The organism is Arthrobacter sp. P1_B11 (assembly GCF_056406715.1).
The window spans coordinates 202,510-223,043 of sequence record NZ_JBFTZQ010000002.1; the positions used below are offsets into that span (position 1 = coordinate 202,510).

Consider the following 20,534-nt stretch of genomic DNA (forward strand, 5'->3'; position numbering starts at 1 on the left):
CCGGAGCGGGACCCTCTTCCTGATTAAGCACGACGGCGGCGGCCGCCTGGCGTTCTAGTCGTCGCCGCGGAGGATGGCCAGCAGGCGGATGATTTCCACGTAGAGCCAGACCAGCGTGACGGTAAGGCCGAAGGCCGCGGTCCAGGAGAAGCGCTCGGGAGCGCCGCTGCGCACGCCGGCCTCGATGCTGGTGAAGTCCATGATCAGCGAGAAGGCGGCCAGACCGATGGCCAGGATCCCGATGAAGACCCCCAGCGGAATGCCGAAGATCTCAACGCTGGTGCTGAGCCCGAACGGCGTCTTAACCGCACCGGTCCAGACCAGCACCATGTTGACGAGGGCAAACACGGCGTAGCCGATCATTGCGATCATGAAGAAACGCATGGCCTTCGGGGTGGCGCGGACCTTTCCGCTCTTGAAGAGCAGAAGGGTCACACCGAACACCGAGAGCGTGCCGATGACAGCCTGGAGCCCGACACCCGGGTAGAAGCCGTCAAGGATGCGGGTCAGGCCGCCGAGGAACAGGCCCTCAAGCCCGGCATACGCCAGGATCAGGGCGGGCGAGGGCTGCTTCTTGAATGAGTTGACGAGGCCCAGGACAAAGCCGCCCAGTGCACCAACGATCATCAGCATGCCTGCCAGCGAAAGGCCGACAAACAGGGTGACGGCAGCTCCGGCCATCACGACGCCGAGGCAGACAGCGGTCTTGACAATGACGTCGTCATAGGTCATCCGGCCGGTCTCGGCGGGGCCGGCGGCCGGCCGGTTGTACATCTGCTGCAGCTGGTCCTGCGTCATGTTCTGCTGCTGGGCCATCCAGCCGCCCTGGGCGTCGATGACCTGGCCCGGTGCACGACCGGGAGCCTGGCCGTAGTGGTTTTGGCCGAACGCCTGCGGTACAGGCGGCGCCTGGGTGGCTCCACGGAAGTTCTTTCCGTTGAAGATCGGGTTTCCGCCAAGTGCCATTGCGGGTGTCCTCCAGAGGGGTGCTAGTGGTTTCTTCTATTCAAGCTACCAATTCCCACGCGCCGGCGGCGGGTAAAGTTCCGCCCCGGCCACGGCCGACACGGAATCGTGACCTGCCCGGGCTGCACCCCGGCGTTTTCACCGCCGCAGAAGGGACTGTTTAGGAATACTCCGATACACCAAAAGTTTTCATTAGCGACACTGAATTGTGGATTGGACCCAGCTTCACAGTTGTTACCTGATCGCGATCTAGGCAGCATGTTTGCCCGCAAAGTTTGTACTGCCTGCGCTGTAACATGAGCGAAGAAGGGTGACAAACATCACAAGTATCCAGTAAACAGCTACACCAAAAATTGCACCACCCCTGTCACCTTCTCCGTTCGCAGCGGCTGCAATGAAGCAATCGCAACCCACGCCACCCCCATGTGGAGGTTTTGAATTTGAGACGCACACCGAGAGGCCTGCCGCGCAGACGGCCAGCCGGATTGCTGAAGGTCATGGGGGCAATTGCCGCCGCCACCGTGGCAATCCTGCTCGTCGCCGCACCAGCATCGCTGGCGGCCACGCCATCACCGACGCCATCCCCGTCGAACCAGCAGTTCCAGAACAACATCAGCGGCTTCCTCCGCGATGATGCACGCGCCCCCATCCAAGGTGTGAAGATCACGGCCAAAAACGGTGACTTCACTGGAACAGCAACCTCGAGTGCCAACGGGGCCTGGAACATAGGCGTACCGTCCCAGGGCACCTACGAGGTCCAGCTGGACGAGTCCACCCTGCCGCAGGGCATCAAGCTCGCGGCGGGCCAGGCCAACCCCCGCAGCATCACGTTCAGCCAGACGTCTAACGTCTCGGTGATCTTCGCCTTCGGCAAAGGCATCGTCGTCCAACAGCAGGACTTCGGCCAGAACCTGCTCAACCGGCTGGTCGCCGGCCTGAGCTTCGGGCTCCTGCTCGCCCTCGCATCCGTGGGGCTGTCCCTGATTTTCGGCACCACCGGGCTGACCAACTTCGCCCACGGTGAGATGGTGACGCTTGGCGCCGTTCTCGTATTCGTCTTTAATGCCATGAACCTGCCGTTCTGGCTCGCCATCCTCCTGGCCCTCCTGGGTGGAGGACTCTTCGGCTACGCCCAGGACGCCGGCCTCTGGCGGCCGCTGCGGCGCCGCGGCACCGGTCTGGTCCCCATGATGATCGTCAGCATCGGCCTGGCCCTCGCCATCCGATACGTCATCCAGTTCTACTTTGGCGGTGCCACCCAGCAGCTGCCCTTTGCCCAGAGCGCGGAAATCCAGATCGGGCCGGTCTCCATCTCACCCAACAACCTGTGGTCGCTGGTGATCAGCGCAATCGTGATCGGCCTGATCGGCATCGTCCTACTCAAGACCCGGCTGGGCAAGGCCACCCGGGCAGTGGCGGACAACCCCGCCTTGGCAGCCGCCTCAGGCATTGACGTGGACTCCGTCATCCGTCTCGTCTGGATTGTCGGCGGCGTGCTGGCCTCCCTCGGCGGCATCCTCTGGGCCTACTACCGTCCCGGCGTCACGTTCGACATGGGCTCGCAGATCCTGCTGCTCATCTTCGCGGGCGTGACGCTCGGTGGCCTCGGCACCGTCTTCGGCGCCCTGATCGGATCCGTCATCGTCGGCATCTTCGTCGAGTTGACCACCGTCTTCGGCCTCGCGGCCGACCTCAAATACGTGGGAGCGCTGTTCATCATGATTGTTGTCCTCTTGTTCCGGCCGCAGGGCATCCTGGGCCGTCGCGAGCGCGTGGGTTAGGAGACAGCCATGGACTTCGGATTCATCCTTGCAAGCGCCGCCGGAGAGCTTTTCAGCCCGACGACTGCCGCTTACGCCCTAGCCGCCCTGGGCCTTGCTGTCCACTTCGGCTACTCGGGCCTGCTGAACTTCGGCCAGGCCGGCTTCATGGCGGTGGGAGCCTACGGCTTCGCCATCTCCACCCTTAGCTTCGGCGCCCCCTTCTTCGTGGGATTGCTGATCGCTGTCATCTGCTCTGTGCTGTTCGCGCTGGTTCTGGGTATCCCCACCCTCCGCCTGCGGGCGGACTACCTGGCCATCGTCACCATTGCGGCGGCGGAGATTATCCGCTACGTCGTCACCACCAACCAGCTCACGTCGGTGACTGGCTCGGCCAACGGACTCGCAGCCTTCGAAGGCGGGTTCTACTCGATGAACCCGTTCCCCGAGGGCGACTACCTCGGCATGAACAACAGGGACTTCTTCATCCGGGTCATCGGTTGGGGCCTCGCGGTGATCTGCTGCGTTATTATCTGGCTTCTGATGCGGAGCCCTTGGGGGCGCGTATTGAAGGGCATCCGCGAGGATGAGAACGCGGTGCGCTCCCTGGGCAAGAACGTGTACGCCTACAAGATGCAGGCGCTGGTCATCGGTGGTGTGCTGGGCGCCTTGGCCGGCATGGTCTTCACGCTCCCCCGCGGCGCAGTCCAGCCTGCCAACTACGGCACGGAGCTGACGTTCTTCCTGTGGACCTGCCTCCTGCTTGGCGGCATGGCCACCGTTTTGGGGCCGGTCATCGGCGCCATGATCTTCTGGGTGGTCCTGTCGCTGACACAGGGCATTCTCTACGGCCTCATCGAATCGGGCGCGGTGACCTGGCTGACCACAGTCCAGGCCGGGCAGCTGCGCTACATCCTCGTGGGTGTAGCCCTGATGCTGCTGATGATCTTCAGGCCCCAGGGAGTCTTCGGCAACAAGAAGGAGCTGGCGTTCGCATGAGCAAGCACAGCGAAGAATCAATGGAAGCCGGCGTCGACTACATGACGGACGCCCGCGCGATCGCCGTCGGAGAGAACACCCCCGGCTGCAAGAAGCGGGACCCCATCGTCGTCGCCGAAAACGTGACCCGCACGTTTGGGGGCATCAACGCCGTCGACGTCGAATACCTGGAGATCCCTCGGCACAAGATCACGGCCCTGATCGGTCCGAACGGTGCGGGCAAGACCACCCTCTTCAATCTGCTCACCGGCTTCGACACCCCGAACTCCGGCAAGTGGCAGTTTGAAGGGCAGAGCATTGCCGGCGTCTCCTCCTACAAGGTGGCTCGCATGGGCATGGTCCGCACCTTCCAGCTGACCAAGGTCATGGGCAAGCTGACGGTCATGGAGAACATGCGCCTGGGCGGTTCTGACCAGCCCGGCGAACGGCTTTCCAAGGCCCTGTTCAAGGGCATGTGGGGCAGCCGGGAAAAGGAAATCACGGATCAGGCGAACGTCCTGCTGGAGAAATTCAAGCTGGACACGAAGAAGGACGACTACGCGGCCTCGCTGTCCGGCGGCCAGCGCAAGCTGCTCGAAATGGCACGCTCGCTCATGGTCCGGCCCAAGCTCGTCATGCTCGATGAGCCCATGGCGGGCGTCAACCCTGCGCTGACCCAGTCCCTGCTGGACCACATCAAGAACCTCAAGGCAGAGGGCATGACGGTCCTCTTCGTGGAACATGACATGAACATGGTGCGCCACATCGCTGACTGGGTAGTTGTCATGGCTGAAGGCAAGATCGTGGCCGAGGGTCCCCCGGGCGAGGTCATGAAGAACCCGGCGGTGATCGATGCCTACCTGGGTGCCCACCACGACGTCGACCTGGGCGATTCTGAAGGCATCAAGGCCCTGGAGCAGGAACTCGTCGCCGACGAGGAGTCGATCGTCGGCACGGAAAACGCCGGCATCATCGCCGTGGACGTTGTGGCGCCAGATATGCAGGAGACCATCCGCACAGACAAGGACAAAGCATGAGTGCCACGAGCGCGGCACCGGCCGCAAAGAGCGCAGCAGCGGACGACTCCGTCGTCAAGGTCACGAACCTCGTGGCCGGATATCTGCCCGGTGTGAACATCCTCAATGGCTGCAGCATCGAGGCCCGCAAAGGCGAGCTGATCGGCATCATCGGGCCGAACGGCGCCGGGAAGTCCACACTCCTCAAGGCCATGTTTGGCCTCGTGAAGGTGCACTCGGGCTCAGTGGTGGTCCGCGGCCAGGACCTGACCGGTCTCAAGGCGAACAAGCTCGTCACGCAGGGCGTCGGCTTCGTGCCGCAGAACAACAACGTGTTCGCCACCCTCACCATCGAGGAAAACATGCAGATGGGCATGTTCCAGCGCCCCAAGGACTTCGCCGAGAGGTTCGACTTTGTCACCGACCTTTTCCCTGAGCTTGGCAAGCGCAGGGCCCAGCGCGCCGGTTCGCTGTCCGGCGGGGAGCGCCAGATGGTGGCCATGGGCCGGGCCCTCATGATGGACCCCGCGGTGCTGCTGCTGGACGAGCCGTCGGCAGGCCTCTCCCCCGTGAAACAGGACGAAACGTTCCTTCGCGTGCATGAGATCAACCGCGCTGGCGTGTCCGTGATCATGGTGGAGCAGAACGCCCGCCGCTGCCTGCAGATCTGCGACCGCGGCTACGTCCTGGACCAGGGCAAGGACGCGTACACAGGAACAGGCCGGGAGCTGATGAAGGACCCGAAGGTCATCCAGCTGTACCTGGGAACGCTCGCCGACGAAGCCTAAGCTTCGCTGGACCGCCAGAAGGGCTGTCACCTCCGGTGGCGGCCCTTTCTGCGTGCCCGTGGTTCTTGTCTAGCCCCGGGCGTACCACTCGCTCAGCGAGGCGCACGACTGGAGGCGCACGACTGGAGGCGCACGACGGCGTCACGCGGCGCAGACTGTCGCGTCACCGGTCGTTTCGCAGCGCCAAGCCAATGGTCTGGCACGCAGAAGCCCCCGTCCTCGTGGGACGGGGGCTACTGGTCTGGCTAGGAAAGGGGCTACAGCTTGCCGAATTCTTCCTTCGCAGGCTGCGGCTTGTTGGTGTCGTCGTACTCGTAGATGCCGATGTAGGCTTCCGTGGGGTCACCGGCGTCAGAGAACGTGATCGGACCGGACTGGCCGTCGTAGTCGATGTCCTTGCCGTTCCGGAGCAGGGTGACACACGACGGGAAGGTGTTGCACTTCTCGCCGCCTTCAGAGACTGCCTTGAGCTGCTTGGCAATGTCCGTGCCCTTGGTGCTCTTTGCTGCCTCTGCCGCAAGCGCGGTCATGTTGGTTGCATCGTACGCCTCGCCTGCATAGTTGAACGTCCGCAGGGCGGGATCAATCGCGAGAAGCGACTTCTTGAAGTCCTCCTTAGCAAAGGTTCCCGGCTGCGTGCCGCGAGCGCCCTTAAGGGTTCCTGCTTTGAAGTCCTTGCTGTAATCGAAGAGGTTGCCGTCAACTAGGAACAGCTGTTCCGGCTTGATTCCCTTGCCGGTCAGCAGCGGAATGATGCTCTTGGCTTCGTCGAACGTGATCAGCGCAATGGCGTCGGGCTTGGCGGCGACCAGCGCATCGACCTGGCTGCTGAACTGCGAATCGCCGGTGTTGTAGAGCTGCTCAGCCACAACCTGGCCGCCGGCGGAGGTGAAGGCTTCCTTCACGTTTTTCTGCAGGCCGGTGCCGTAAGCGTCGTTGAGGACCATCATGCCCAGGGTCTGGGCTCCACAAGTGGCCATGTAGTTACCGAGAACCTTGCCCTGAAGGACGTCAGAGGGAGCCGTACGCCAGTACAGGCCCTTGTCGTCCCAGGTGGTGAAGTCCGGGGAAGTGTTGGCCGGAGAGAATTCCAGGACGCCGGCTCCGGTGATCTGGTTGATGACGGTCTTCGAGACGCCGGAGGAAGCCGCTCCGATGATGGCGCTGACACCCTGGCCCAGCAGGGCCGTAGTCGACTGCGTCGCAATGTCCGTCTTCGTGTCGCCCGAGTCGCGGTGGACAACCTGCACCGGCTTGCCCAGAACGCCGCCAGCGGCGTTGATCTCCTTGATGCCAAGGTTAACGCCGGCAATTTCGGGTGGGCCGAGGAACGCCAGCGACCCCGTTGTCGGCAGGAGCGATCCGATTTTCAGCGGAGTGGGGGTGGTCGTCGTCGAAGCGGGCACGGAGGCTTCTGCGGCTGCTGAGCTGGAGCCTCCGGCTGTCGCGCTGGCAGCAGGGCACGCGATGCCGCCGGCCCCGCCGGCCGCTGAGGTGGTCGCGGTTGGAGTGGAGCTGCCACCACAAGCCGTAGCCAGAAGGGCGACGCCGATGCTAAGCGCTGTGAGCTTAGCTACTCGGGGCGCCGTCTGGGGGAGTGAAATCATTTAATGTCTCCTCGATCGAAAGGTGCGAACGGCCTTTGATGCGATTGGTCAGGTGTTCCTGAGCTAACTTCAAGCTAGTGCAATTGGGCCCCGAACATAAGTGAGTAAGGTCACATCCTTATAACACTCGTTGCATATGGGACACCTGAAGGAATGACATTATCCGCGCCCGAATACGGGCCGTTCATACGGCACCTCACGAACCGGGAAACTTGTACCCCAGGTGGGACTCGAACCCACAACACGCGGATTTTAAGTCCGCTGCCTCTGCCAATTGGGCTACTGGGGCGCCCGGTCAATGGTATCGCCTTCCACGGCAGCGAAAGGTTCCGCGTACCGGAAGGTTCCGTGCACGCCTCCGGGCCAGACTGCGAGCGGAAGGAACTGGAAGTTGTCTCCCCACTTTTTATCGGGCGCCTCTATGCCCATGGACGCCGAAGGCACGAAGCCGAACCGCGGGTAATATTCGGTGCTGCCGAGCAAGGCAATGCCCCGCTCCCCTGCCGCGTTGGCCCGGATTACCGTTTCACGCATGAGCGCCGAGCCGATGCCGTGGCGTTGTAGCCTGGGCGCCACACCGATGGGCCCCAGCCCCAGCAGCTCAAGGCCGTCCACCCACGCCCGCGTGCTGATCACGTGTCCCACGATTTCGCCGTCCAGCTCAGCCACAACGCTGAGCTCCGGCAGGTACTCCCGCGCTTCGAAAAGCCGGCGCAGGATGTCCACCTCCACGGGCTCGCCCTCGACCGGCAGCCCTGTGACCGGAGACACCGAGAATGCCTCCGCCGCCAAAGCGAGGATGGCTTCGCGGTCTTCGGGTTTCTCGTTGCGCAGCCTCACCTCGCGCACGGGTTCAGGATCAGATGCGTTCGTCGCTGCAAGCTCGGCCAGCGCCTCGAGGGCGCGGGCAGAGTCTCCCACGGGGACCAGCAAGTGGTCATGGTGAAAGCCTGCCAGCACGTTGCAGCTGATTTTGGCGTCTGTCAGGGCCCGGCTCACGGCGGCAGTCAAGCCCACGGCCTCCAGATCCGAATGGACCTCCAGAGTGATCCAGGCGGCCACGAAGTCGTAATCGAGTCCCAGGGCGTCCGCCTCGGCGCGCGGCAGCACCACGGTCAGCCCTTCGGCTTCACGGACAGCAGCCTCGATGCCGGCTGCCAAGGGCCTTCCGTGCGGCCAGAGCACATACACGTACTCGCCTTCGCGGAGCACCGGATGCATGGCGGCCAGGAGCGTCTGGAGGTTCTTTTCACCCGTCATGCAGCCAGTCTAGACTTCACCGCAGCCGCTTCCCGGGACGCGGCTGCGTCGGAAGCCGCACTGAAGAAAACAGGCCAACGACGAAAGCGGCCGCTCCCCCAGGGGGAACGGCCGCCGTCGTCAGCTGTAGCTCTTTACTTGGCTTCCGCCACAACAGGGTCCTTTGAACCACCCAGCGGGGCGTCGGCGGTCTTGCCGGCAACCGGGGCAGCCGGAGCGGCGGCCGGCTTCGGAGCCGGGGTGGCGGCCGCAACAAAGGCACCGCGGGGGTTGTCGAGGTCCATGAGCGGCGTGGTGTCGCGGCCCATGAAGAAGCTCAGGATCCAGCCAAAGATTACGCGGACCTTGCGCTCAACCGTGGGGATGGCCATGCCGTGGTAGCCGCGGTGTGCCAGCCAGGCGAGGCCGCCCTTGAGACCGATGCGGCCGAGGAGATTGATGTTGGCAACACCCTTCCACTCGCCGAAGCCGGCAACAGCGCCAAGGTTCTTGTGCTTGTAGTCCACCAGCGGCTTGTTCCAGCGGGAAGCCCACAGGTTCTTGGCGAGGCGCTTCGCCTGGCGAAGTGCGTGCTGGGCGTTCGGGACGCAGGTACCGTCCGGCAGTCCACTTCCGGTGAGGTCAGGCACGGCAGCGACGTCGCCGGCAGCCCAGGCATTGTCGACAATGCCTTCGTCGCCTGCGATGCGCAGGTCCGGGAGCGTGCGCACACGTCCGCGCGGCTCGAGCGGGAAGTCGGTGGACCGGACCATCGGGTTGGCCTGCACACCGGCGGTCCACACCAGGGTGTCCGACTCGAATTCCTGCGCCGGGGTCTTGTCCGGGAGGTTGATGAGCTTCAGGGAGCCTTCGGCGCTGTCAAGCGAAGTGTTGAGCAGCACCTCGATGCCGCGGCTGCGGAGGTGCTCCACGACCCATTCGGCCTGCTTGGCCGTGACCTCGGGCATGATGCGGCCCATGGCTTCGACGAGGACGAAGCGGACTTCCTCCTGCTTGACGCGAGGATTGTTCTTGACCGCCGCGCGGGCGAGGTCTTCCATCTCGGTAATGCACTCAATGCCGGCGAAGCCGCCGCCGACGACGACGAACGTCAGGGCGCGGGCACGCTCTGCGGGATCCGTCATGAGCGAGCCGGTCTCAATCCGCTCGAGGACCTTGTTGCGAAGTGCAACGGCTTCCTCAATGGTCTTGAGCCCGATGCCCTTGTCCCCCAGGCCCTTGATGGGGAAGGTGCGGGTAATCGCACCGGCCGCCAGGACAACGTCGAAGTACGGAATCTCGAAGTTGTCGCCGCCGTCTGCCGGAGCAACCACGGCAGTGCGGTTGGCATGGTCAATCGAGGTGACGCGGCCCTGGATAAGTTCGGTCTGCTTGAGGTGTTGGCGGTGGGAGACCACAGCGTGGCGCGCCTCGATGTTGCCGCCGGCGACCTCGGGCAGGAAGGGCTGGTAGGTCATGTAGGGCAGCGGATCCACGACAGTGACGATGCCGCCGGCGTTCGCGATCTTCTTCTGCAGTTTGAGTGCTACGTACAGGCCGACGTACCCGCCGCCGACGACGAGCACCCGGGGACGGTCCTGGAGCTGAGGGGTGGTTGCCATGCATCCAGAATACAGTAGTTTGTGAAAATCTTCACTAACTAGGCGGATCGCCGGAATCCACCCGGTTCAGCACACCCGTATCGGGCTCCTCGCCGCTTCCGCCGGACGCCCGGTAGGCGCGGCGCAGCTGAATGGCTGCGCCGGCGATGATGGCCAGGAAGAGGCCTCCGAAACCGATGACGACGGCGGCAGGAAGGGCGCTGTCCAGCTGCGACGGCGGCTGCGCCACCGGCACCGTGGCCTTGGGAAGGGTGGGCTGGGCCACGTGGGATTCGGCAGGCGGAACCGGGGACGGCGTTGCCAGGTTTCCGCGGCGGTGGACGCGGATCCAGTCCGAGATGGACCCCAGCGGATTGGTCTGCGTCTCTGCGACGTTGTCCTTCAATGCCGCCTCGGCATTGAGCACCCCGAAACCGTACAGCGGGTCCTTGCCCGGCGCCCCCGCATCCTTGGCAGTGGTGACAATTCTGTTGATGACCTGCTCCGCGCTCATCTGCGGCCATTTGGAGCGGATCAGCGCGGCCACGCCTGAAACGATCGGGGTGGCGCCGGAGGTGCCGGCCCATTCCGCGTAGCTCCCGCCGGGGAGCCCTCCGGCAAGCTTCTCGGCGGGCGCTGCCACGCCGATGCTGATGCCCTGCGACGAGGAGTCCGTGCTGGCGTTGCCGTTACGGTCCAGTCCCGCCACGGTGAGAACGCCCGGGATGGTGGCGGGTGCCCCCACCTGGACGTTTCCACCGACCCGGTTGCCGGCCGCGGCCACAATGACCACGTCCTTCTGTTCCGCGTACAGGAAGGCGGCGTCCCAGCTCTGCGGCCATTCCGGCGATGTGCTGCCCAGCGAAATGTTGATTACCTTGGCCCCGTTGTCCACGGCCCAGCGGACAGCCTCAGGGATCTGGTCCTGATCGCTCTTCCCGCCAGGGTTGGCTGAACCCAGCCATGTGGATACGGAGAGGATCTCGGCTTCGGGTGCGACCCCCATGATCCCGTCCGGCAACGTCTTCGACGGTGACGGGCTGGGCGTCGACTTGGCGCCGGCCTTGGACTTCTTCGGCGGCGGCTGGTGTCCGCGGCCCGCCAGCATGGTGGCCACGAGGGTGCCGTGCTCGGGCTTTGCACCGATGCTTTTCTGCCCGTCGGATGTACCCGCTCCCGAGACGTCATGGCCGCCGGCGATGGCGCCCTTCAGGTCCGGGTGGTCGCCGTCCACGCCGCTGTCGATCACGGCCACTTTGACGTTGGCGCCCTTGGAGATCTCCCAGGCCTTGGTGATGCCTGCTTCCTTGAGCCAGTATTCCTTGTCGCGCCAGGTGTCTGCCTGCGCCGCGGGGGCTGTTGCGATCGCTGCCGCAGCGACGCCGCCGGCAAGCGCCGCAGACAGCAGAGCGGAGACCGTCCGGCGGAACCGGGCTGTTGCTCTGGTCATTCAAGATCCAATACTCGGTTGGCTGGTGCCTCGTTAGCTGACACTCAGTTAACTGACACTCAGGGCAATTCCGTCAAGAATATCGTGCTCGCTGGCGGTGGCTGTAATGACCGCTCCGCCCGTGAGCTCGCCCATCCTGGTGAGGATCTGCCGCCAGACCAGAGCTCCGGCGCCGATGACGTCAACCCGGCCGGGGTGCATGTACGGCAGTTCGGCCCGCTGCGCCTTGGTCATCCTCAGCAGGTCGCTTGCCGCAGCCTGGATGGTTTCGATGGACAGCTCGGCACCGTGGATGGCGGCCGGCAGGTACTCCGGCAGTTTCAGCGCATGCGCGGTGATGGTGGTGATGGAACCGGCAACCCCGACGACGGCGGTGCTGCGTTCCAGCGGAACGTCCAGGCCCGCTTCGGTGATCGCGGCATCTACGTCAGCCTCAGCCGCGGCGATCTGTTCGGCCGTGGGCGGATCGCTCTTGAGGTGGCGTTCGGTCAGCCTGACGCAGCCGATGTCCACGGATTTCGCGGCGATCACGCCGCCGGTGTCACCCAGCACGAATTCCGTGCTGCCGCCGCCCAGGTCCACCACCAGTACCCGGTCACTGCCGGAGAGCGGCAGCACGCTGCTGGCCCCGGCGAAGGACAGCGCGGCTTCCTCATCGCCGGAGATGACCTCCGGCTCCACGCCGAGGAGGCCGTGGATGCCATCCACGAACACCTGGCGGTTGCGGGCGTCGCGGCTCGCGGAGGTAGCCACGAAGCGGACCTTCTCAGCCCGGTATTCACGGATCATTGCGGCGTAATCCGCGGTGGCCGCGAACGTGCGCTCCAGCGCTTCGGGCGCGAGCTCGCCGGTGGCGTCAACGCCCTGCCCGAGCCTCACCACGCGCATCTCCCGCACGATGTCGGTGAGTTTGGTGGCGCCGTTGCCGCGGTCGACGTCGGCGATAAGCAGTCGGATGGAGTTGGTACCGCAGTCAATGGCTGCAACCCTGGTCATTCGCCGGCCTCCTGCTTGGACTTCCGGACGGGTGCGGGCCGCCCGACGATTTCCGGCAGGCCCTGCGGACCGTGGCGGCTGAGGTCCCTCGACGGCGCTTCACCGTCGGTGTCCCAGGCGCCGTCGCAGTAGCAGCGGTCGGCGGTCCACCACTCGGCGATGGCGTCGATGGCTTCGTCGCCGAGGGGATTCACGCCGCGGCCGGCGGCGAGCGACTGGCCGACGAGCACATGCAGGCATTTGACCCGGGTGGGCATGCCGCCGGCCGAGATGCCGTCAATTTCGGGCACGCCGCCAATGCCGGAGCGGGCCCCGATTTCGGCACGGGATGCGAGGTATGCCTCGTGGGCGCCGCGGTAGCTTGCCGCCAGCGCTTCATCCGCGGTGAGGCGGTCGTTCATTTCGTTCATGAGCCCGGCCGCCTCAAGGCGTGACACGGCTGACGTGATCACCGGATGCGTGAGGTAGAAGGTGGTGGGGAACGGCGTGCCGTTGCTGAGCCGGGGAGCCGTGGCCGCCACGAGCGGGTTGCCGCAGACGCAGCGCGCGGGGATCTCGACGACGTCACGGACCGGCCTGCCCAGTTGGCGGCTCAGCACCTCAAGATCGTGTGCCGATGGCTGGCGGGATTCCTCCGGCACTGTTGCCGTGTTCTCGTCCACTGGCGCGGCCGTCCTTCCTGCCCGGATCTGGCTGTCTCAAAGGCGTGTGAGACAGTCCCGCGGCGGGCGCCGCTCTTAGTCTGTTGCCGAACGCCTGATGGACTCCCAGAGGGAATCCACCCACGGCAGGTTGGCGGGGTCTTGTGCTGCTGCTGCACCGGGCTGGCTGCCTGACGCGCCGGCCGGCAGGTCGCTGCCGAACACCCAGTAGCCGGTCTCTCCCGGCATAACCATGTTAATGCGGTCCCGGGCCTGCTGCTTGACATAGTTCGGGTCCTGCCAGCGCGAGACCTGGCGCTTGAGGTTGTCCTGGTTCGACTTGCTGGCGGCGATGTCCGCTTCCAGCGCCGCGATCTCCGCCCGTTTGTCGATGAAGATCTTTACGGTGGGCGCCAGCATGATGGTGATGGCAATCATAACGACGGCCAGTGCCAGCATGCGGCCGGAAAAGGCTTTGGCGGGAACGGGGTCGAGGGCTTCGTCGGCCGCCTGAACCGCTGAGGATCCGGATGTGCCGCGGTTTTTCCCGGCTGCTTCCTTGCCGGGGGCGGATCCCTTTGCGGGCGCGGGTCCGCCAGCAGGTGCCGTTCCCTTGGCTGGCTGCCCGTGGGTGCCGTTTGCTTTCGACGCAGCCGATTCCCTGGCGCCCGCTGCACCGCTTTCCCGTGTGCCCGTTTCCCTGACGGCGTCAGCAGGACGGTGGCCGCCGAAGTCCGCCTGGATGACGTCTCCCCCGGGGGATCCGGTCTCGGGGTGCCGGGATGCTGGGGTCACCCGGGGAACTTTGGGACGGCGGGTAGCCATGACACTCCTGTAAACGCGTGACGCTGGGCTGTAACGCTGGACGGTAACGCTGGACGGTGGCCGGCCTGACGAGCAGCGGCCGTAGCGGGCAACGGCCTCAAACAAAAACCGGTGGCTATGGTCTTTCCACCATAGCCACCGGTCAGTTGTTTATCCGGCTACTAGCCGTTGAAACGCGGGAAGGCGCTGCGTCCGGCGTAGCGTGCGGCGTCGTCGAGTTCCTCTTCGATGCGCAGCAGCTGGTTGTACTTGGCTACACGCTCCGAGCGGGCCGGGGCGCCGGTCTTGATCTGGCCGGCGTTGGTGGCGACGGAGATGTCGGCGATGGTGGTGTCCTCGGTCTCACCGGAACGGTGCGAGGTGATGGTGGTGTAACCGGCACGCTGGGCCAGTGACACGGCGTCCAGCGTCTCGGTCAGGGAACCGATCTGGTTGACCTTGACGAGCAGCGAATTCGCGGTCTTGGTGTCGATGCCGCGCTGCAGGATGGCCGGGTTGGTGACGAAGAGGTCATCGCCCACGAGCTGGACCTTGTCGCCGATGGCGTCGGTGAGGGTCTTCCAGCCTTCCCAGTCGTTCTCGTCGAGCGGGTCCTCAATGGAAACCAGCGGGTAGTCGGCTACCAGCTCGGCGTAGTAGGCGCTCATCTCGGTGGCGGAAAGTGCCTTGCCTTCGAACTGGTAGGCGCCGTCCGTGAAGAACTCGGAGGAGGCGACGTCCAAGGCCAGGGCGATGTCCTTGCCCGGGGTGTAGCCGGCGTTCTTGATGGCTTCCTGGATCAGGTCCAAAGCGGCACGGTTGGACGGCAGGTTCGGCGCGAAGCCGCCCTCATCGCCCAGACCGGTGGACAGGCCCTTGGCCTGCAGGACTGACTTGAGGTTGTGGTAGACCTCGACACCCCAGCGCAGGCCCTCGGAGAAGGTCTCGGCGCCGATCGGGACAATCATGAATTCCTGGATGTCCACGTCGGAGTCGGCGTGCGAGCCGCCGTTGAGGATGTTCATCAGCGGCACCGGAAGGACGTGGGCGTTGGGGCCGCCCAGGTACTTGTAGAGCGGCAGGTCCGCGGAGGCCGCTGCGGCGTTGGCAACAGCCAGGGACACGCCCAGGATGGAGTTGGCGCCAAGCTTGCCCTTGTTGGCAGTGCCGTCCAGGTCGATCATGGCCTGGTCGATGCTGCGCTGGTCGGTGGCGTCGAAGCCAATCAGGGCCGGGGCGATCTGGTCGATGACCGCGTCAACGGCCTTCTGGACACCCTTGCCGAGGTACCGGCCCTTGTCGCCGTCGCGGAGTTCAACGGCCTCGTGCTCGCCCGTGGAGGCGCCGGAGGGAACCGCTGCGCGGCCGATCTGGCCGTCGGAGAGCAGAACTTCTACTTCTACGGTCGGGTTGCCACGGGAATCGAGGATCTCGCGGGCGTGGATGGCATCGATAAGCGCCATGAATATGCTCCTTATGGTGAAGCGATTTACTGGGAAACTAGCGGAAAATCTCGACGTCCTCGTCAGGGACTAGCGTAGTCGAGAGTGGTGCACGTTACGGAAACCTATCCAGAACCCGGACGTCATGATCCCGGCGGAGCTGAGTTCTGGTACCGCCGGACTGCGCCCCGGAGGGCGCGTTCGGCATCAAACCCCTTGCCGCGGGCAGCACGGACCACCGCGAACAGAAGGTCACCGAGCTGGTTCTCGGAGTCACAGGTTTCGACAAGCTCAACCAGCGGATGGGCATGCCCAACTTGAGGTGTCAGACCCGCCCGGGCGGCCCGGTCGAGGGTTTTCTGGGCACGGGCCAAGGCCGGCAGCGCTTCGGGGATGCCCTCAAAGTGGGTGGCCCGTTCCGGCCGTTCGGCCTTTTTGACGGCGTCCCACTTGAGCACTATCTCCTCCACAGTTGCCGGAAAGGAGTCTTGCAGGGAGCCGTCCGGCCGGAAGACGTGCGGATTGCGCCGGATCATCTTGGCGGTGAGGCCGTGGGCGACGTCGCCGAAAGCGAAGGTGCCGCGCTCTTCGGCGAGCCGGGCGTGCAGCACCACTTGCAGCAGCACATCGCCCAGTTCGCCCTTCAGCTCGGCTTCGTCGGCGCCGGTCTCGATCGTCTCCGCCACCTCGTAGGCCTCCTCGAGGAGGTACTCCACGAGCGACTCATGCGTGAGGGCCCCCATCCACGGGCAGTGCTCGCGGAGTGCTGCAATTATTTCGAGCAGTCTGGAGACCTCCCCGGCGCTGCTTTCAGCCAAGGTCGCCGTAGGCGTCGTTAATGTACTCCACCAGGGCTTCCCTTTCCTCCAGCGGAAGGAAGGACGCCTCGGCGGCGTTGAGCGTCAGTTCAAGCAGGTCGTCGAGGTCATAGTCGAACGTCTCTACCAGAAGCTCGAACTCGTCGGTGAGGCTTACGCCGCTCATGAGGCGGTTGTCCGTGTTGATGGTCACGTTGAAGCCGAGCTGGTAGAGCATGTCCAGCGGGTGGCTTTCGATGCCCTCCCCAAAGCCTGCGATGGCTCCGGTCTGCAGGTTTGAGGACGGGCAGATCTCCAGGGGGATGCCGCGGTCCCGGACCCAGCTGGCGAGGTTTCCGAGCGTCACGAGGCCGATGTTGTCATCGTCTTCGTCGGCGTCGTCGCTGTCGAACTCGACCATGATGTCCTCGGCGATGCGGACGCCGTGGCCGAGGCGCAGTGCCCGTCCGTCCACCAGGGCGGACTGGATGCTGTCAAGGCCTGCGGCCTCGCCCGCGTGAACCGTGGCGGGGAAATTGTTTTCCGCAAGGTAAGTGAAGGCGTCGCGGAAGCGCGACGGCAGGAAGCCGTCTTCGGCACCTGCAATGTCGAAGCCGACGGCGCCGTTGTCGCGGTGGCGGACGGCCAGCTCCGCGATCTCCAGGCCGCGGTCGGCGTGCCGCATGGCCGTGATCAGCTGGCCCACCTGGATCTCGCGCCCGGACTCGGCCACGGCGTCCACACCAGCCTCAAGACCTTCCTGGACGGCCTCAACCACTTCGTCGAGCGTCAGGCCCTTCTGGAGGTGCTGCTCCGGAGCCCAGCGGACCTCTCCGTACACCACACCGTCGTCCCCGAGGTCTTCCACGAATTCCTTCGCCACCCGGAACAGCCCTTCCTTGGTCTGCATCACGGCAATAGTGTGGTCAAAGGTCTCGAGGTAGCGGACCAGAGAACCGGAATTGGCGGACTCACGGAACCATTCCCCGAGTGCGGTGGGGTCTGTTGAAGGGAGGGTGTGGCCAACGGCCTCCGCCAGGTCGATGATGGTGGCCGGTCGCAGACCCCCGTCCAGGTGGTCGTGAAGGGATACCTTTGGAAGGCTCTTCAGGTCGAAGTCAAGGGCAGGGGCGGCGTCAACGATTGGCTCAGTCACGTACCAACTCTAGGGTTGGACCGCGCGCAATGCCAACGGCAATGCGGAGGCCGCGTTTGGCGGGCTAAGCTCAGCGGGCCGATTCGACGTCGGCGGCCACCGCGGCCGGCCGCTCGGCGGCGAGGCTTTCGGCGTCGGGTCCTTTCGGGGCACCCTCCGGTGCCGGCCGATGTTCGGTTGTGCTTCCCGGCGCATGCACGGCGTCGTGGCGGCCGAGCCGCTTGTGCCACCAGCGCAGCAAATGGTCAATGGCGATGCCGAGGATGATGGCGAACACCACGGCGATGCCCGCCCCGAGAAGAGGGTTGCTGTGCAGCCAGGGGAACGAACTGGCAACGATACCGATGCCGATCGAATACCCAACCCAGGTAAAGCAGGCCAGCCCGTCCAGGACGAAAAACCGGCGGTGCGGAAACCCTGTGGTTCCGGCAACGTAATTGACGGCCACTCGCCCCCAGGGGATGTAGCGGGCCGTGAAGATCAGCACGGCGCCGCGCTTCTCCAGCTCATACCGCGCCCAGCCGAAGACCTTTTGCACTTTTGGCCGGCGCATCCATTTCCAGCGGTTCAGTCCGATTTTCCGGCCGAGGAGATATGCCATGTTGTCGCCGGCCATCGCCCCGACGAGCGCAGTGAACCCCAGTATCCAAAGGTTTGGATTGCCGCTTTGCCGGGAGAACGCCGCCAGCGCCACGATGAGTGTCTCGCTGGGAACAACCATGGCGAAGCCGTCCACGAAAAAGAACACGAGCAAGATGGGGTAAATCCACCACTGACCCGCTGCATGGAGCACGGCCTCATTAATAAACTCCACGCGGGTGTTGCTCCTAGCGGAAAATGACCAAAACAATTAGTGACGCAAATCGCTCTTTAGTGTCCCATGGCCGGAGCATAGTCCGCTACGCCCGTTCAGGAAAACTCGCCCTCCCCTGCCGGGTCCGGAAGGCGCCCCCGGATCCGGCTGATTACGATGTCCACCACGATGCCCAGCACAATCGCGCAGGCGATCGCGATGGCGGCGCCGAGCAGATGATTGTTCTCGAACCACTGGCCAAAGAACAGCCCAATCCCCACTGAATATGCTGCCCACAGTGACGCGGACAGCACTGTCAGCCCGACGAACCGGGCGTGGGAATAGTGCGTGGCCCCGGCGGTCAGGTTCACGGCCACCCGGCCGATCGGGATAAACCGCGCCACGAGGATCAGCGACGCCGCGCGCTTCCTGAGCTCACGCCCTGCCCAGCGGAAGGCCCGCTGCATGCGGGGCCCCCGCATCCAGCGCCAGCGCCGCGTGCCGACGCCCCGGCCGATCAGGTACGCGGTGTTGTCCCCGGTGAACGCCCCCAGCGCCGCGGTGGCTATGAGCAACCACGGATTGGGGACATCCGCGGTGGCCGCGACCGCCGCCAGCCCCACCACGACGGACTCGCTGGGGATGGGTGGGAAGAAACCGTCAATGATGCAGCAGGCCAGGACAAGGATCAGGACCCAGGGCTGCCCGGCGGCAGCAAGGATGAAGTCGTTGATGGCCTGCATTGGGTCAGGCGATGCGGTCGATGATCAGCTGCTGTGCCGGACGCGATCCTTCCGGCGCGATGGTGACAGCGCTTTCGAGTGCCTCCTTGGCGCGGGCGAATTTCTCCGGGGTGTCCGTCAGCAACGTCATGAGCGGCTCCCCCGCCCGCACAGTGGCTCCAGGCTTGGCGTGCAGCCGGACGCCGGCGCCGGCCTGTACCACGTCCTCCTTGCGGGCGCGGCCGGCTCCAAGCCGCCAGGCCGCAACGCCCACGGCCAGTGCGTCCAGTTCCACGAGGACCCCGTCCGCCGGGGCGTAGATGGTTTCGGACTCCTTCGCGACCGGCAGCTTTGCCTGGGGATCCCCGCCCTGCCCCTTGATCATCCGGTTCCAGACATCCATGGCGCGGCCGTCTTTCAGTGCCGCGGCAGGATCGGCGTCCTTCACGCCGGCACAGGCCAGCATTTCCTCAGCCAGCCGGACCGTCAGTTCCACCACGTCCTCGGGCCCTCCGCCAGCCAGCACCTCCACGGACTCCTCCACTTCGATGGCGTTGCCGGCCGTCAGGCCGAGGGGCGTGCTCATGTTGGTGAGCAGTGCCACCGTGTTCACTCCGGCGTCCTTGCCGAGGGCCACCATGGTCTCGGCAAGCTCTCGGGCACGGGCCTCATCTTTCATGAAGGCGCCGCTGCCCACCTTCACATCGAGCACCAGCGATCCCGTGCCCTCCGCTATTTTCTTGCTCATGATCGACGACGCGATCAGCGGGATGGCTTCGACGGTGCCCGTGACGTCACGGAGCGCGTAGAGCTTCTTGTCCGCCGGGGCCAGGCCAGCACCGGCAGCGCAGATCACCGCCCCGACGTTCTGAAGCTGAGCCAGCATTTCCTCGTTGCTCAGCGCGGCGCGCCAGCCCGGAATGGACTCCAGTTTGTCCAGTGTGCCGCCCGTGTGCCCCAGGCCGCGTCCGGACAACTGGGGCACGGCCACCCCGAATACGGCCACGAGGGGTGCCAGCGGCAGGGTGATCTTGTCGCCCACGCCTCCGGTGGAGTGCTTGTCGGACGTAACCTTCACGCCGCCGTCGGGACGCTGGAGACTCGAAAAGTCCATCCGCTCGCCCGAGGCGATCATCGCGGCGGTCCAGCGGGAGATCTCGGCACGGTCCATGCCGTTGAGCAGGATGGCCATGTTCAGCGCGGCCATCTGCTCTTCGGCGATGACGCCGCGGGTGTAGGCGTCGATGGTCCAGTCGATCTGTGCAGGGCTCAGGATGCCCTTGTCACGCTTGGTGCGGATGATGTCGACGGCGTCAAACGCCTCGGTCTTCTGGGTCACCGTGTTTCCTCCAGGTGTTGGGGGCCGAATGCGTCGGGGAGCACCTGGTCCATGGTCTTGATTCCCTGCGTGGTCATGAGCTCCATGCCGGGAGCCCGGAATTCGTACAGCAGCTGGCGGCAACGCCCGCAGGGCATGAGCACGTTGCCGCCGCCGTCAACGCAATAGAAGGCGCGCAGCAGCCCGCCGCCGGTCATCTGCAGGTTGCCCACGAGCGCGCACTCGGCGCACAGCGTCAGGCCGTAGCTTGCGTTTTCAACGTTGCAGCCGCTCACGACCCGGCCGTCCCCGGTGAGGGCGGCCGCACCCACCGGGAACCTGGAATACGGCGCGTAGGCGTTCTTCATCGCCGCGACGGCGGCGGCCTCCAAAGCCGGCCAGTCGACGTCGGACTTTTCGCCCCGGGTGGTCGAGCTTGTCGAGACGCTCTTGTCCACCG

General features: G+C 65.0%; 19 protein-coding genes and 1 tRNA gene. 4 read left to right on the forward strand and 16 right to left on the reverse strand.

The window, feature by feature from the left end; all coding sequences use genetic code 11:
* Window positions 1–54 precede the first annotated feature (54 nt).
* Entirely contained in the window at window positions 55–966 is a 912-nt protein-coding gene (locus tag AC1D14_RS03055; protein ID WP_230117146.1) for a Bax inhibitor-1/YccA family protein, read from the reverse strand.
* 497 nt (window positions 967–1,463) lie between these two features.
* Here AC1D14_RS03055 and AC1D14_RS03060 point away from each other — a divergent pair, with 497 nt between their 5' ends.
* The 4 genes from AC1D14_RS03060 to AC1D14_RS03075 are packed head-to-tail and all read left to right on the forward strand — an operon-like array spanning window position 1,464 to window position 5,508.
* The gene (locus AC1D14_RS03060; RefSeq protein WP_476968043.1) at window positions 1,464–2,747 is read left to right on the forward strand and encodes a branched-chain amino acid ABC transporter permease; all 1,284 of its coding nucleotides are present in this window, start codon (window positions 1,464–1,466) and stop codon (window positions 2,745–2,747) included.
* A 9-nt stretch (window positions 2,748–2,756) separates the two neighbouring features.
* The gene (locus AC1D14_RS03065) at window positions 2,757–3,725 is read left to right on the forward strand and encodes a branched-chain amino acid ABC transporter permease (protein ID WP_230117144.1); all 969 of its coding nucleotides are present in this window, start codon (window positions 2,757–2,759) and stop codon (window positions 3,723–3,725) included.
* Window positions 3,722–4,741 carry an ABC transporter ATP-binding protein gene (locus AC1D14_RS03070; RefSeq protein ID WP_230117143.1) on the forward strand — a complete coding sequence of 340 codons (1,020 nt, stop codon included), beginning with the start codon at window positions 3,722–3,724 and terminating at the stop codon, window positions 4,739–4,741. The genes AC1D14_RS03065 and AC1D14_RS03070 overlap by 4 nt, the downstream gene beginning before the upstream one ends.
* Window positions 4,738–5,508 carry an ABC transporter ATP-binding protein gene (locus AC1D14_RS03075; protein WP_230117142.1) on the forward strand — a complete coding sequence of 257 codons (771 nt, stop codon included), beginning with the start codon at window positions 4,738–4,740 and terminating at the stop codon, window positions 5,506–5,508. The genes AC1D14_RS03070 and AC1D14_RS03075 overlap by 4 nt, the downstream gene beginning before the upstream one ends.
* Before the next feature lie 257 nt (window positions 5,509–5,765).
* Here AC1D14_RS03075 and AC1D14_RS03080 read toward each other — a convergent pair whose 3' ends face one another.
* The 15 genes from AC1D14_RS03080 to AC1D14_RS03150 form a co-directional block, all read right to left on the reverse strand.
* Window positions 5,766–7,115: an ABC transporter substrate-binding protein gene (locus AC1D14_RS03080; RefSeq protein ID WP_230117141.1), complete on the reverse strand. Its 1,350-nt coding sequence runs from the start codon at window positions 7,113–7,115 to the stop codon at window positions 5,766–5,768.
* A gap of 215 nt (window positions 7,116–7,330) precedes the next feature.
* Window positions 7,331–7,404 (reverse strand) — tRNA-Leu (locus tag AC1D14_RS03085).
* Complete coding sequence (locus AC1D14_RS03090) at window positions 7,395–8,375, reverse strand: N-acetyltransferase (protein ID WP_230117140.1); 981 nt, start codon at window positions 8,373–8,375, stop codon at window positions 7,395–7,397. Before AC1D14_RS03090 ends, AC1D14_RS03085 begins: the two co-directional genes overlap by 10 nt.
* Window positions 8,376–8,509: 134 nt before the next feature.
* Window positions 8,510–9,976: an NAD(P)/FAD-dependent oxidoreductase gene (locus tag AC1D14_RS03095; protein ID WP_230117139.1), complete on the reverse strand. Its 1,467-nt coding sequence runs from the start codon at window positions 9,974–9,976 to the stop codon at window positions 8,510–8,512.
* Between the two features lie 34 nt (window positions 9,977–10,010).
* Window positions 10,011–11,405 (reverse strand): S8 family serine peptidase, encoded by a 1,395-nt coding sequence (locus AC1D14_RS03100; RefSeq protein ID WP_230117138.1) that lies wholly within the window; start codon window positions 11,403–11,405, stop codon window positions 10,011–10,013.
* A 48-nt stretch (window positions 11,406–11,453) separates the two neighbouring features.
* On the reverse strand, window positions 11,454–12,401 hold the full coding sequence (locus tag AC1D14_RS03105) for a Ppx/GppA phosphatase family protein (protein WP_230117137.1): 948 nt from the start codon (window positions 12,399–12,401) through the stop codon (window positions 11,454–11,456).
* Window positions 12,398–13,063, reverse strand: coding sequence for a DUF501 domain-containing protein (locus tag AC1D14_RS03110; RefSeq protein ID WP_476968044.1), 666 nt, complete (start codon window positions 13,061–13,063; stop codon window positions 12,398–12,400). Before AC1D14_RS03110 ends, AC1D14_RS03105 begins: the two co-directional genes overlap by 4 nt.
* 75 nt (window positions 13,064–13,138) lie before the next feature.
* Window positions 13,139–13,867 (reverse strand): FtsB family cell division protein, encoded by a 729-nt coding sequence (locus AC1D14_RS03115; RefSeq protein ID WP_230117135.1) that lies wholly within the window; start codon window positions 13,865–13,867, stop codon window positions 13,139–13,141.
* Between the two features lie 161 nt (window positions 13,868–14,028).
* Window positions 14,029–15,309, reverse strand: a complete 1,281-nt coding sequence (gene eno, locus AC1D14_RS03120) for a phosphopyruvate hydratase (RefSeq protein ID WP_230117134.1) — start codon at window positions 15,307–15,309, stop codon at window positions 14,029–14,031.
* 122 nt (window positions 15,310–15,431) lie between these two features.
* The gene (locus AC1D14_RS03125) at window positions 15,432–16,031 is read right to left on the reverse strand and encodes a MazG nucleotide pyrophosphohydrolase domain-containing protein (RefSeq protein WP_230117190.1); all 600 of its coding nucleotides are present in this window, start codon (window positions 16,029–16,031) and stop codon (window positions 15,432–15,434) included.
* A 67-nt stretch (window positions 16,032–16,098) separates the two neighbouring features.
* Window positions 16,099–17,241, reverse strand: a complete 1,143-nt coding sequence (locus AC1D14_RS03130; RefSeq protein WP_230117133.1) for an adenosine deaminase — start codon at window positions 17,239–17,241, stop codon at window positions 16,099–16,101.
* A gap of 70 nt (window positions 17,242–17,311) precedes the next feature.
* On the reverse strand, window positions 17,312–18,055 hold the full coding sequence (locus AC1D14_RS03135) for a DedA family protein (RefSeq protein WP_230117132.1): 744 nt from the start codon (window positions 18,053–18,055) through the stop codon (window positions 17,312–17,314).
* Between the two features lie 95 nt (window positions 18,056–18,150).
* The gene (locus AC1D14_RS03140) at window positions 18,151–18,777 is read right to left on the reverse strand and encodes a DedA family protein (RefSeq protein WP_230117131.1); all 627 of its coding nucleotides are present in this window, start codon (window positions 18,775–18,777) and stop codon (window positions 18,151–18,153) included.
* Between the two features lie 4 nt (window positions 18,778–18,781).
* Window positions 18,782–20,095, reverse strand: coding sequence for a thymidine phosphorylase (locus AC1D14_RS03145; RefSeq protein WP_476968045.1), 1,314 nt, complete (start codon window positions 20,093–20,095; stop codon window positions 18,782–18,784).
* Window positions 20,092–20,532 (reverse strand): cytidine deaminase, encoded by a 441-nt coding sequence (locus tag AC1D14_RS03150; RefSeq protein WP_230117129.1) that lies wholly within the window; start codon window positions 20,530–20,532, stop codon window positions 20,092–20,094. The genes AC1D14_RS03145 and AC1D14_RS03150 overlap by 4 nt, the downstream gene beginning before the upstream one ends.
* Window positions 20,533–20,534: the final 2 nt, after the last annotated feature.